Source organism: Neptuniibacter sp. UBA6509 (assembly GCA_002435145.1).
Lineage (GTDB): Bacteria > Pseudomonadota > Gammaproteobacteria > Pseudomonadales > Balneatricaceae > Neptuniibacter.
Genome location: DJLT01000034.1, coordinates 1 through 12,378 on the forward strand (window position 1 = coordinate 1; position 12,378 = coordinate 12,378).

The 12,378-nt window shown below is 47.7% G+C and carries 17 protein-coding genes; all 17 read right to left on the reverse strand.

Annotation, left to right across the window (positions count from 1 at the left end; all coding sequences use genetic code 11):
- A partial coding sequence (locus B4K11_RS04090; protein WP_349680079.1) for a hypothetical protein occupies positions 1–422 on the reverse strand: 422 nt, incomplete at its 3' end.
- Positions 423–434: 12 nt separating this feature from the next.
- On the reverse strand, positions 435–932 hold the full coding sequence (locus B4K11_RS04095; RefSeq protein ID WP_292950145.1) for a gp53-like domain-containing protein: 498 nt from the start codon (positions 930–932) through the stop codon (positions 435–437).
- Between the two features lie 12 nt (positions 933–944).
- Positions 945–1,532, reverse strand: coding sequence for a YmfQ family protein (locus tag B4K11_RS04100; protein ID WP_292950146.1), 588 nt, complete (start codon positions 1,530–1,532; stop codon positions 945–947).
- On the reverse strand, positions 1,523–2,572 hold the full coding sequence (locus B4K11_RS04105) for a baseplate J/gp47 family protein (protein ID WP_292950148.1): 1,050 nt from the start codon (positions 2,570–2,572) through the stop codon (positions 1,523–1,525). The genes B4K11_RS04100 and B4K11_RS04105 overlap by 10 nt, the downstream gene beginning before the upstream one ends.
- A complete protein-coding gene (locus B4K11_RS04110; protein ID WP_292950150.1) occupies positions 2,572–3,015 on the reverse strand; it encodes a phage GP46 family protein in 444 nt (147 codons plus the stop codon). Before B4K11_RS04110 ends, B4K11_RS04105 begins: the two co-directional genes overlap by 1 nt.
- A complete protein-coding gene (locus B4K11_RS04115; RefSeq protein ID WP_292950152.1) occupies positions 3,012–3,515 on the reverse strand; it encodes a phage baseplate assembly protein domain-containing protein in 504 nt (167 codons plus the stop codon). The genes B4K11_RS04110 and B4K11_RS04115 overlap by 4 nt, the downstream gene beginning before the upstream one ends.
- On the reverse strand, positions 3,512–4,594 hold the full coding sequence (locus B4K11_RS04120) for a phage baseplate assembly protein (RefSeq protein ID WP_292950154.1): 1,083 nt from the start codon (positions 4,592–4,594) through the stop codon (positions 3,512–3,514). Before B4K11_RS04120 ends, B4K11_RS04115 begins: the two co-directional genes overlap by 4 nt.
- Positions 4,591–5,778, reverse strand: a complete 1,188-nt coding sequence (locus B4K11_RS04125) for a DNA circularization protein (RefSeq protein WP_292950156.1) — start codon at positions 5,776–5,778, stop codon at positions 4,591–4,593. Before B4K11_RS04125 ends, B4K11_RS04120 begins: the two co-directional genes overlap by 4 nt.
- Positions 5,775–7,601, reverse strand: coding sequence for a phage tail tape measure protein (locus B4K11_RS04130; protein WP_292950158.1), 1,827 nt, complete (start codon positions 7,599–7,601; stop codon positions 5,775–5,777). The genes B4K11_RS04125 and B4K11_RS04130 overlap by 4 nt, the downstream gene beginning before the upstream one ends.
- 90 nt (positions 7,602–7,691) lie before the next feature.
- Positions 7,692–8,021 carry a phage tail assembly protein gene (locus B4K11_RS04135; protein WP_292950160.1) on the reverse strand — a complete coding sequence of 110 codons (330 nt, stop codon included), beginning with the start codon at positions 8,019–8,021 and terminating at the stop codon, positions 7,692–7,694.
- A 26-nt stretch (positions 8,022–8,047) separates the two neighbouring features.
- Positions 8,048–8,398 carry a phage tail tube protein gene (locus B4K11_RS04140; RefSeq protein ID WP_292950162.1) on the reverse strand — a complete coding sequence of 117 codons (351 nt, stop codon included), beginning with the start codon at positions 8,396–8,398 and terminating at the stop codon, positions 8,048–8,050.
- Positions 8,399–8,406: 8 nt separating this feature from the next.
- Complete coding sequence (locus tag B4K11_RS04145) at positions 8,407–9,867, reverse strand: phage tail sheath subtilisin-like domain-containing protein (protein ID WP_292950164.1); 1,461 nt, start codon at positions 9,865–9,867, stop codon at positions 8,407–8,409.
- Positions 9,867–10,040, reverse strand: a complete 174-nt coding sequence (locus tag B4K11_RS04150) for a DUF2635 domain-containing protein (protein ID WP_292950166.1) — start codon at positions 10,038–10,040, stop codon at positions 9,867–9,869. The genes B4K11_RS04145 and B4K11_RS04150 overlap by 1 nt, the downstream gene beginning before the upstream one ends.
- A 13-nt stretch (positions 10,041–10,053) precedes the next feature.
- Positions 10,054–10,584, reverse strand: a complete 531-nt coding sequence (locus tag B4K11_RS04155; RefSeq protein WP_292950168.1) for a phage protein Gp37 — start codon at positions 10,582–10,584, stop codon at positions 10,054–10,056.
- Positions 10,585–10,592: 8 nt separating this feature from the next.
- Complete coding sequence (locus B4K11_RS04160) at positions 10,593–11,024, reverse strand: gp436 family protein (RefSeq protein WP_292950170.1); 432 nt, start codon at positions 11,022–11,024, stop codon at positions 10,593–10,595.
- Positions 11,024–11,416, reverse strand: coding sequence for an HI1506-related protein (locus tag B4K11_RS04165; protein ID WP_292950172.1), 393 nt, complete (start codon positions 11,414–11,416; stop codon positions 11,024–11,026). Before B4K11_RS04165 ends, B4K11_RS04160 begins: the two co-directional genes overlap by 1 nt.
- A gap of 64 nt (positions 11,417–11,480) precedes the next feature.
- Positions 11,481–12,374: a Mu-like prophage major head subunit gpT family protein gene (locus B4K11_RS04170; RefSeq protein ID WP_292950174.1), complete on the reverse strand. Its 894-nt coding sequence runs from the start codon at positions 12,372–12,374 to the stop codon at positions 11,481–11,483.
- Positions 12,375–12,378 lie beyond the last annotated feature (4 nt).

Below are 12,378 nucleotides of genomic sequence, written 5' to 3' on the forward strand. Positions count from 1 at the left end.
TCAACTAAGTGTTCTGTGTTTTCATAATCAAAGAGCGTTATCTCTGTCGCCCCAGCTTGTTCTGCTAGGCGTACAGCGCCATCGATTGATAATGCTGATTCCATGCCTCCATTCCATGCTGCATCACTAACCGGAACAGGGGCATGAATAGCGTCTACAAAAGAGGCTCTGATGCTGTCAGATACTTTGATTTTTTCGAATTTAAACAAATCCTCTTGAGTGAATACACTACTCAAAACAGGTTCATTGCTTTCGTTAATTGTGAATTTTTGACCTCCACTTGTAAGCGCGTTTTTCATTTCCTTGTATTGAGACTCTGAGATTTTTACGGCATCGCTTGGCCATGTATCTGCCAGCTCATAGCGCTTTTTCAGGTGGGCAGGGTAAAAACCTTGGGTTGCTTGGGAACAGTACCAACTCATCGTAATTTCTCCTTAATGGCCAATTGAAAACCAGCGAGCATTACGTGAGGCCGTATTGTTGGCTGCTTTAAATGTTGAGGTTGTATTCAGTTGGGCCTGTTGAATTTCAGCATCGCCTACTACTGAACCTGAGCTTGTGATCATTATGCAAAGAGACTCAGTCGGGTATGTCATGTTGTATGGATAATTAACTTCATTGGTTGTTGTCTGAATGGTTCCCCATTGCAAAATAAGACCGCCCGGTAATTGCTGATAGCCGTCTTCCAGTAAACTGTTTGCAAATTCTGCTTCGCTTACGCCCAGGGCCTGAACTGCTTGAAGTACTAACGTCAAATCGCCTTCATCGGGCGTTAAAGCAGCCCCTTCAATCAGATTGATTAACGAGTCAAAAACCATGTTTTGGTAATCTGCAGAGTCACGGCTGGCAGGTAAGTCTGACAGGGGATCACCATTCGTAAATTTGCCTGTTGTGGGGTCCAATCGCGCTGCCGCTTCTGATGGATAATCCATTGTTATCTCCTGTTATGTGTAACTAAAAATAATGTGGCGATGTGAGTGCACCAACCGGTTGAATAAACATTCCAGACGTTGGTTTCCCCATGTTCGGTAATATTCACCAAAAGGCTCTCCCATAGAGCGCTCTGCGTAGTTGTTTAGTGATGTATTTACTTGCCAAACATAGTTCCATTCCACACCGCCAAAAGGCTCCCCTAGGTCATCACCGAAAGTGCGTTCTTGGTATTCAGTAATGGTGATGATGAACCCGAGAAGGGCTGCCAACGTGATAAAGAACTGACGACTTTGCCCACCGTTTGCTCGGTATGCTTGTATCAATGCCTGGCGACGTTCTTGAAATGAAGGATCGTCACCGCTACAACTATGGGGTAGGGCATACATCTGCTCCCATTCTTTGAATAATTCAAATGCTGTTGAGGGGTGTGATTCACGAATTACAGCAAGAGTACGCGCATCAATACGGGCGAACTCTTCAGCTACGCCTAGCATGAGTTTTGCCATATCACTGTCTAAATCTGTTGGCCAAGCATCTCCACGGGGTAGCAGCGCTAGCAGTGCATCACGATACTCTTCAGCTGTTTTACTTACGGCCATGTCATTACCCCAAGCTCAGGGATCTGCCATGCGAAGCATGTGAAATCGTCTGTTAGATCTATACGGTGATCTGTCTCACCAGTAGCGAGTGAAATTGCTTCATTTATTTGGCTTAAAAGGAGTATTCCGCCGGGTTTGCCTTCACGTTGAATTAGGTCGTTAAGCTCAGCGTTAATTGCTACGCGTGTTGCTATGTTGTTAGGAATGAGTCGACTGAATGTAATGTCGAGGGGCTTACCAACAAGTGCGCCAACACTAAAGCCTCGCATGCCTGACGGACGAACTGTGTCTGTATAATCGGTGACTGCATTGATGTGGGTTTCAGTTGGAATAGGGGTGCTGAGATTATCAGTCACAAATCGTACGGTTACAGCGCCGATATGTGGTGTATTGGAATAGCACCATGCGCGTGTTACATCTACGTGTGCCGCTTTAACCCAAGCAATATAGTCATTGTCGTTACCGCCCATTGGTGGGTTTTTACGACGTTCACTTAAGCGTTCGGCTACTCGCTGAATTGATTCAACATCTGCACCGCCTGTTATCTCTATGACGGTTGCTGTGCTATCTATATCAAGTATCGAGTTTACAAGACGCAGCGTTATGCCCGCAGCTAGATTCCCGGATGCACCGGCTTCCACTGATGTGAGTTGCAGTGTTGCGGTACCGGTAACAATTGTTGTGCTCTCAGTAACGCGGTATAGCTGCTGATTGTCATCCTGCAGCAGTGTTTCAGCTTCAACGGTTGCGCCTTCGTTGCCGGTTATCGTCGCGGTACCAGACGCTCTAAAAGCGCCTATCTGATAAATTCCCATTTCAGCTGCACGACGCAGTAAGTTTTCATCATCAGCACTCTCATCAAATAGTTGATCAACGTTGTATTGGAGGTGTCCGTGTAAACCGTGAGCGATGCCAGCGACGGCTTGAGCAATAGGGTAGTAAGTATCGCCTCGCGCACTGGCACTTTCGCCGCTGTGGCGCTCAATATCTGTGCTAACTTGTTCACGTAGCGCCTTAAGTGCTTTTCTTAAAAATGGCATTAAGCAGCTGCTCCTATCAAATAGTCACGGTAGAGTTCTAACCAGCTACCGTCGTCCAGTTGGCACTTAATGAACATGTCGATTCGTAGAAGGTCTCCACGGCTGGTTTCTACTTTTACTGCTTGCAAATGATCATCTTCAACCAGCCACTTAAGTGATTCTTCTGCGTAGTCACGGGCTCGGTTGAGCGTTTTAGGGATTACTTTTTCACGTTTTAACGTCCACAGTTTGCTTCCTAGGCTTTCGCCGTCGGGAAGTTCAAAGTCACCGTAGTAACCACGCTGGTCTGTCTCGCCCTGGGGGAGTTCGTCCAGCTCGCAGCGGGCGTCGGTAAACAGGCTCACAGTGACTGCATTTTCTAACCAATTTAAAAATGATGAGCGCTTACTTTGTAGGTCGATTCTCTGTGAATCATTGTTATAGCTCAGGGTTAATAAACTCATGATGGGTTAGCGCCTCCAGTTTGTGAGCCGTGAACATCGTCGTGGTCATGATCGTTAACAGATACGCCATCATGGGTGATGAAATCTTCAGCTTTGACTATGCCGCTGCAGTTCACTTCAGGTGTATTGAAATTAGCTTTAACCGCTGCAGTCACATCAATTTCTCGGTTATCTTTGATATGGACTTTGTCACCGTGGCGGTTATAGATGGCGACTTCGCCCTCATCGATCACTAAGCGATATCGACGATCACCCACGCAGAACACAACCGAGTGGGAACCGTTGCCGTTAAAGGCCAAAACGATGCCTTCCGCACCGGCTACTGGATGGCTGGTAAAGCCAAACGGCTCTAGATGTTCGATGTTGTCGAGCGGTTCAGCACCTTCACCTTGTATCTGTATAAAGCGGGTTTTATTGGCGTAGGAAACACGGCGAACAAGCCCGCGCTGGTTGATGCGGCGAATCTTACGTAAAGCACGTTTAAGCTCTTGCGGGTTCATCGTATAAAACCCTCGCTTGCTGCTTTTTCAACTTCTGGTATCAACTCAAAGGCTTCTTTAGGCAGCACGCGTAGCTCGGTATTTCGGCCTCGGCCATTCAGCATAAGGCGAGTTTCAGCAATAAGGCGCTCAGCATTCATTAAATTCTGATAAGAATCAGTGACTGTCACTAATTCGTTAGGGGCCCAGATACGACCTTCGGGTTCTTGTCGCCAACCGGTGATGTTATAGACAACGCTTTCGCTACGACCCTTGTGAACATTACGTTGCCATTCAGCACGGGTTTTACAAGCTGCAAAATCCATATCATCATCAGCGGCAACAACAAAAGGGCGGTAACGACCGGAGCCCTTAACCGTGGCGGCTGGTAAGACCGTGTCGACGCCTTCAAGGTTTAGAGACGGTTCATTAGATTGTTGACCAGAGACGGTGTATTCACTGAATAGATCTTGCTCACTAAAGTTACCGCTGGCTGTTTTGATGTTTTGTCCAAGAACTAGGGCAACGTCCGCGCGTGCAACACCTGCGCGGGTAATGACAAGGTCTCCATTGGCGTTAGAAGTAAGGAGTACTGCACGGATGCGGGCTAACTCTTCTAAAAATTCCCAAATAGGCTCGCCAAGATCTAATCGTTTAGATTTAACAAACACCTGATTTGCAGCTTTTTTGGCACTAGGATCAACAAGTACGTTAATACCAAAGGGTTTACACAATGCCTGGCACACTTGAAAAAGGCTGCGACCTGAAAACTGTTTTCCTTTCGTTGAACAATCCACAATGTCACCTAAGCGGCTGCGGCCACGTATAGAGATGGTGTGATTCGTCGCGTCATAAGATGGTTCTAATTCGTTGATATAGCCTGAGAGCAGCAGGTCATCATTGATATACGCCTGCAGCGGCATACCTTTCTCAATGGCTCGGCGATTAACTTGCGTTTTAGTATTCCAAATTTCACTGAGCTGTAAGCTAAAGTTATGAGGGCCGCGCTCTATCGATCTGGATATAGAGCCTTCTGTCCAGCCGGTGTGTGGAGTGCCGTCTACCATCATGATGAGTTGATCACCCGTAGCATTTGTCATGATAAGGCCTCCAGATCTTCACCTGCCGGCATGAATGATGGATGCTTAATGCTATTACGACTGATCAGTTCATCTGCTTTGTTGGCATCACCGTAAAGTGTGTGTGCCAAAACAAGTGCCGGTACAGATTGTTGTAGTTGAATTTGCTTAACACGCTGCAGACCTGGTGCAACGTCATCAACACGTTTCATAAGTGCTGTTTGCAGCTCAACCAGTGGGTAGTACTCGGTATCGCTGCCGTTTTCGATTAATAGATCTATTTGTTCCAGGAGCAAGTCGCGGGTTGCGATCGCATCGTCATAGGTTGCGAAAGGTGTGCTTTCAGATGCGATGACTCGTGCGGTTTCAACCGTTGCTGTTGTCGTTAGTAGCTGCTGAGTTGCTGCTTGGTTTTGTGCTTGTTGAGTACGTGCAGGCGTAGTTGTTTGAACGAACTCTACGTTTGCTACGCTGGTTGTTAAATTGCTGTACCCGTTGACGGCTGTCGTGGTTGAGGTGCTACCTAGTAACGATGACATTAAGCCGGTGATCTGGTTTGTTAGCGCTTCGGGCTGTTGCAACAGGCTTGATAATTCATTGCTAAAAAGATCAAACATTTCAGTGAGTGGGTTTGCATCCATTAATGATCCAAACTGGCTACTCATTGATTGCATGGCAGAGAGTGCATCGGTCATTTGTGACAGGGCTGCGTCTTCTACGAAGGCTGGTTGACCGTCTACTGTGAACTGTTCTGAGAAAGTACTTTGCACCGCTTCAGAACAGCTATCGCAAGCACTTTGTAACTGTTGTGCATTAGCATTTCCAGACTGTGGGAACTTACGTTTACCGTCTAATACATAATCAAGATTGAACTGAACATAGCCGCCTTGGCGTGTTGTTATAGCCCATTCATAATTTTTTATATGAACACGTAGCGTACCCAAGTACGGGTGAATCAGTGTATGCGGTCCTTCGCTTTCCAATAGCTGAATCAGATCATCACGGGCCAGATCATAATCTTGGCCAACCAAGAATAATGTCAGGCGCTGCGAGCCTGCAGACGGCCCCATATCTTCAACATAATGCACATCTTGAAGTGGGTATTCATGCACTACTAAACGACGGCCACCAGAACCAGAAGCACGCTCAGTATGAAAAGTTACTTTGCCGATACTGCCCGGCTGCAAACGCTCGCGCCAGCTCATGGCATTGCCATTGAGTAGCCGCCGTAAACATCAGCATCCATGCCTTGGGCGTTGAGGGATTTAACGCTTACGCGCTTGTCTTCGACTTCTATTTTAAGATGGGCATTGGCTCGCTCTTCAGCGTCTAGCGCTTTTTGTGCATTTTCATTACCAAAAAAGGCGAGCGATTTGGCAATGGCGCGACCTATATCGTCTGATAGATCTGTACCTTTTAAGGTTGTATTGTAAATGACGGTACCAGCGCCATAGCCCAGAGCACCAGAAGCTGTTGTGGCTAATCCGGCTGTTCCCACAGCGCCTGCACCTAAATAACCTAACTTACTTAATTTAGAACCGCCGATTAAACCTGCACTGGCTTTAGCTTTAGAGATCGTTGTATGGGAGAGTGGGCCTTTGCCTGGAAGTGAACCAGGTGCATTAAAGCCGGGTTGGAAGCCAGGTACTGCACTGTTCGGCATATTCACAACATAGACAGGGGTAACACCGGCAACCTCTTCAAGTGCTTTACCCGTCACAACGCCGCCTGCTAATACACTGCCTTTCCCTAATGAGCCGCGTACTGCTTTGCCGCCATACTTAGCAGCTAAGCCACCGGCGAGTAGTGCGCTAGATCCACCGAGTAATAGGTCGAATCCATCAAGCCCTTGACCACCTTGCTCTTTCTTATCCAGGGCATACTTAATTAACTTATTTACAGAGCCGTTAATCGGTTGAACAAATGCATCAGCGGCTTGACCGAGTGCGCCTTTAAGACGGGATACTTGATCCCCAGAGTTATCAAGGGCATCTGCCAGATCACGTTTTATAGTGCCTGTAGCATTACGAGTTGTTTCGGTAATCTCACGCATTCCCGCTATAGCATCGCCACCCAGTAAGGCTTTCATGCCACGCTGGGTATCCATGTCGGTTTCACCAAACGCGGCCGCTATAAGGTTGTCACGTTGTTGATCGTTCTTTTGCTTTTTAAAGAGTGTGGATATCTCTTCGATAACAGAGAAAGTATCTCGGCGGTTGCCATCTTTACCGTAAAAGCTAATACCTAACTTATCGCGAACTTTATTCTGGTATTTCTGATTAGTGAATATTCGCAGGGTGCTATCGGCGAGGGTGGCTAAGCGTTCGGGCTGTTTCTCGATTTTAGAAAGCTGCTCTATAAAGCCTAACGTCTGGCTAAAATCTAGGTTGGCAGTTTTCGCGTTGTTACCCACGCGGGAAAAGATGCTGGATAGGTCTTCTAGTTCGGCATTACCTAAGCGACCTGCTACTGTCATTTTGTCGAGCATGTCGGTAGCGACACCAACTTCGGATAGATCAAAGTCAAAGATCTCAGCACCAACCGCTAAGCCGCTGGCTAAAACGTTAGAGTTAGCGCCAGTTACCACCTGAGCCGGTGCGATCGCTTTGGTTGCCTGTATTGATTCTTTCCAATTCAGACCGGATTGAAGCAGGGAATCATTGGCGGTACGTGAGCTATCAACCGTTACGCCGTATTGCTTCTGTAGATCATAGAGTTCAGCACGTAGCGCCTTGGTTTCAGAGCGTGCAACGCCAGCGGTTTGTGACATCCGTGTCAGGTTTTTATCTAGCAGCGCTGAATCTTTTGCTATCTGCAGGCCGCTCCATGCAGCCCCGATCGCAATGATCTCATTACGGAAATTACCGAGTACTCCACCCGTAAGTTGCTTAAACTCGTTACGAAGTCCGCGCAGCTCTCGTTCTGATTTGTTTGTAAACGTACCCACAGCACGGCTTGAATGCTGCAGTCCACGTGTGAACTGTGCATTCTTTAAGCTGAGTATGAGGCTAGTTGTCAGATCGTTCACGGGTGAATAACTCTATATAGTATTCAAATTCATCCACTGGCAACGCGAGTATTTCAGTGCGTGACCAGTGGGTTTTTAGGGCAATCAGCGCTATTTGCTGCCAGATTGACTCGCTTCGTTTTCGTCCTCCGCTGGCACGCTGTTGAGCTTTCCCTGGGCAACACGCAGCGCTTGATAATCAGCGGGTTTCATCTTGCGGATCTGTTCCAATGAAAACGGTCCTTCGCAATCACCGATACGTACTAACTGCCGAGCAATAAGTGCGCCGTTAAATGCCAGCTGGTTTTCAACACCACCGGCTTCAACCTCTGCATCAAACAGTTCGCCAGCCGTGGCGACTTCACGCATTTCAAATGCTTTCTGCATTTGTTTTTTAAACTCAAAACCATGTGGCAGGGTGCCTGTTTGAATTCGTTCCACGTTCTTATCCTCAGTAAAGTTAACGTTTACACCGGTTCAGCAGGGTTACCCTGCATTTCAATTGGGATATCACCACCGGATACCTTGGGGGTATTGGTGATAAAGGCTTCAGTCACAATCCAACTTTGTCCAAGTTCGTCCTGGACGTTTACGTTGACATCAGATAACCCGCGAAACTGCTCTAGGTAGCCTTGTAGATTAGGTACCGTAAAAGAGAGCATGGCTGGGTTATCATTTTCCATATGGTGGCTTCGTCCTGACTCGGTCATCTTCCCTTCAAAAGAGATTCCGCCTGGATCGAATGATGCACCCGGATTTGATTCAACTCGGCCTATACCTGGCAGAGTGAGTAATATTTTCTTCGCAGCTTTAGCCATGATTCACCTCACACAATAAATTGTTGTTTACCGGCGAATACGCGCGCCTGGTTCACTAAGTTAGGCGTATCACGCCAGTTAAGACGGTTACGATCGTCAACGTCACGTTCAACAATTAGGTTGCTGTCGTACGTGCTGTAATCTTCAACCCAGCCGCGATCTTCTAGTTTTCGATACAGTGCGAGTAATTCGCCACGCCAAACTTTAGGAGTGACAATGGCTTGCCCAGGCGCAAATTTGGTACCGTCATCAGCTAGCTTGCAGCGCGGATACTTCTGGGCTTGAAGTAGGCGCTGTTCAAAACGAATACGTTCTAAGGTTTCAGGAGTACAAATATCCAGATAACTAGCATCGGGAAGGCTGGCATCGTTGGTTTGGTACATAGTGATCTGCCGTTCAATACGGCAAGTACCATCACGATCGACGGTAAAGGTGCTCATACCGTCATATAGCAGCAAGTTACGTTCTTGGCGTGTCCATTGGTCCTCAACTGCAGGAGCCTTCATACCTTTAAGGTCTAAGGTTTGCAGTGGGCGAGCGGGGTCAATGCTGAGTGATAACGCTGCAACGGCTGCGTTGATAGCAGCAACTTCATAAACCGGAGTAGGGCTGGTGTTAATTGCCATACAGGAAACATGCGGGTTATTACGTCCGCTGCCGTAAGTGCCTGCCGTAGAGTGGGTGCCAGAAAAAGCGCTAAAAACACGACAGCCTATTTGGCGCATCGGTCCAAAGCGATCATCTAGCTCGGTTTCTAACGCCACCATGTTAGCGATATCGGTGTAAGGGTTAATGAGCCAGTTAAACCACTCATCACCTAACGCATCGATGGCCGTACTGATATCAGGATTGCCTGTCCCACCACTCATCGTGCCAATGGTAAGTGCTAAACCTGCAGGTAAGGATTCGCCCTGATAAAAGTTGGTACGTATATCAAAGTCGTTAAATACTTCACCTTTATGGCGTGCGGTAACAGTAACCGTATTAGTGGCCACTGCTGCAGTCACAGGTAGATCAAGATCTGCATTAATCGCCGCATTGATGCTGGTCGCAACGGTATTGGCATCATCATCTTGTGCGACACCGATCGTTACCCGTTTACCTCCTAGGTACAAGGCAATTGTGCCTGCTGCCGTTGGGGCTGATGCCACCGCAATGGTTGTAGTGGCAGTATTACCTGCGCCATTATCGTCTAATGCGATCGCCCAAAGTTCTGTTTCAGGGTTGGCTTTAATCGAAGCGGCTAATGTCAAAGCCATCATAGAGCCTCGACCAAATAGCGTGACAGCCTGGCTTGGGTTCGTCACTCTAATAGGAACGCCTTCAGGATGGGAGCCAGAAGCTAAACGTTGCCCAAAGGCCACTTGCTTGTGCATAACACTTACTGCACCGGCCAGTTCATTATTGAACTCTATATAAGCGCCTGGTGTGCGCAGGCTTGCTGGAATGGCATCAAATGAAATAGTCATTACTTAGCGACCCCTTTCTTTGCTGGTTTACTTGCAACCAAATCACCATCATGCACGCGGCGGCGATAGTACGTATTATTTGGAACGTCGCAGCAAGCTTTAGGCATGAGACTGCCGTCTTCTTTGCGAACCTGTACGCCATCTTTCGGGCGTACTTTCAGCGTATTGCTCATGGATTACTCCTTGTTAACTCGCTGTGATTTCGACGGTATCAGCCGCCATTAAATGGGTTGGATCGTTTTCGTCGTAATGATCTGCTTGGTATCTAAGCCAATCATTCAAGCTGCTCGCGTCTTGAAGGTCTGGCCAGTTCATGGGTAGTTCAAAAGACATTTCGTAGCAGCAAACGCCTTTCTTACCGTCTGCGAAACTGAATAAGTTTTTAACGCGTTTAAACTGCAACGCATCCGCTTGCTCTAGGTCTAATCCGTGCAGTGCAGGTAGCAAACGTTCTAGCATCTGATAGATACCTACTTCGCGCTTACCGTTAAGCGCACGGCCAACTAAGTAAACATGCCATTGGCTTTTTAGCTGGTCATGGCTGGTATCGATATGAGTACCCATGCTGAAACCAACAAACACCGACGGAGCTACAGAAATCATGTTTTTGATGGTTTCAGGCCCCCAGTAACCGGGGTGGCTTTCTACCTTTCTAACGGTGTTGCCCAGTGCTTCCTGTATGGCGTTAATCAGTTTGGCTTCAACGGCTTCCAGCATGGGCGACCTCAGATAAAGCTTTTATCATTACGGCTGAATACACTGCCGCCTGATTGCATCTCAGCACCGTCCATGGTTTCAGGGCGTTTGCCCTGGCTATCAATACCCAGTGATATGTCACCTTTGGCAACTTTCTCTAAGTAGCGAATTGCATCCTTGTAGCGATTAGTGACCTCTTCCAGAGGGCTACGATCGTGCAGAAAGTAGCGGGTCATATCACTGGCGTAGCGCTCTAATACCGGCGGTACTTGTGACAAAGGTAATGGGTACCGCGCTGCCAAGTAGCTATCGATCGTGGCCGTTGCATCTGCAATGGCGCGGTCGACCTGCGTTTGGTTGATCTCATCAGGGAAGTTACCGTTCTCATCCGCCTCGGCGGTGAGCTGTATTAACTCATCAGAACCGAAGCGATCGACTAAATCTTGGCTAGCGCAATACATTACTCAGCACCGTCCAGCTGGCTAACAAATGCATCCCATGCGGCTTCACGCTCTTCAGCGGTGGTGCCTTTGGGATAAGCTGCCGCTTTTGGTGTCTGATCTTCTTTCCAGAGGCTAGTGTCGGCAGTGTCTAGCCCTTTAATATGTTCAACTAGCTCAGCCAAACGATCTGAATCCACGGTCCCGTGCGCTGTTGAATCTTCAGTGTCCGCGTTTTCCCCTTCAAGCAACGTAAGGCGCGGGTCTTCGTTAAGCTGCTGTAGCTGTTCTTTAGTAAAGTGATCGGCTTCAAATGGGTTCGGGCCTTGCTCCAGTTCAACACCGCCGCGACGATATCCTGAAAGTACTGAACTGATAACCACGATGGCCGCGTGAATAGCATATTTAGACATTGCATAACTTCCTCTTAATTAAGGTGAGCATCCGTGCTCAAGCTTCCTTTAAACGTTTAAAGCGTTAGGCCAACCAAGGGCAGATCAATAGCTCTACTTTTTTGTAGTTGGTGTTGGTTGCGCCATTAGCGTTGTTGACTGCCTCCAGCAATGTTTCTGCTTTCGACATATTTTCAGGGCCAACCACTAAAAGATCTGGAAGGATGCCAAGGGGTGAACCCGCATCGTTCTTCAGTGACAGCATGGACTCACGGGCAGCGGTAAAGTTGTCAGCGTTCAATTCAGCTTTTGAGCCGAAGGCAAGCTGCCACAAACCAAATCCAGCGTTGTATCGACCATCAATACCCCAAAGGACTTCGTCATTTAAAAAGACGTGGTCAGAGGTTTCCGGGTTAGATTTCATCACCAGATTGAAGTTTTTACGGGTCTGCCAGATCAGAGGTTTGATAGGGCGCTTAGTACAAAGCAGGTACCAACCTTCACCAGCACCGGCTTGCATGTTGGATACAGACAGTTCTTCACCATCGCTACCCACTGGGTGGTCAGTATCAAAGAAGTTTTGGCCGTCATAACACAGCTCATCAAAACCCATTTTAAGTAGGCCAAAGGTACGGATATCAGGGAACTCCGCAGCATCAACACCCATCTGTTGAAAGAGTGGGGTATAGACGCCGTAGGCATCATCCTCAATTTCATCGACTGGGATACCTTCGGTTTTCTCAAACTTCTTGTTTTGAATGGTGTACTGGTGTTTCTTTAAACGGTTGATCGCACGTGGGCCTAGCCATTCACGGATCTGGTTAGACTTACCTAACCAGGCATAGGTGTTGGCAGCTGCACTGGAAGGTACGACGGTGGCAATTTTTTGGTACATCGATTCGGCGCTATCAAGCGCATTATTAAACGCGGTTGATACTGTCGTATTTAGGATGCCGAGGTTCTGAGCATTAACTTCCATTTTA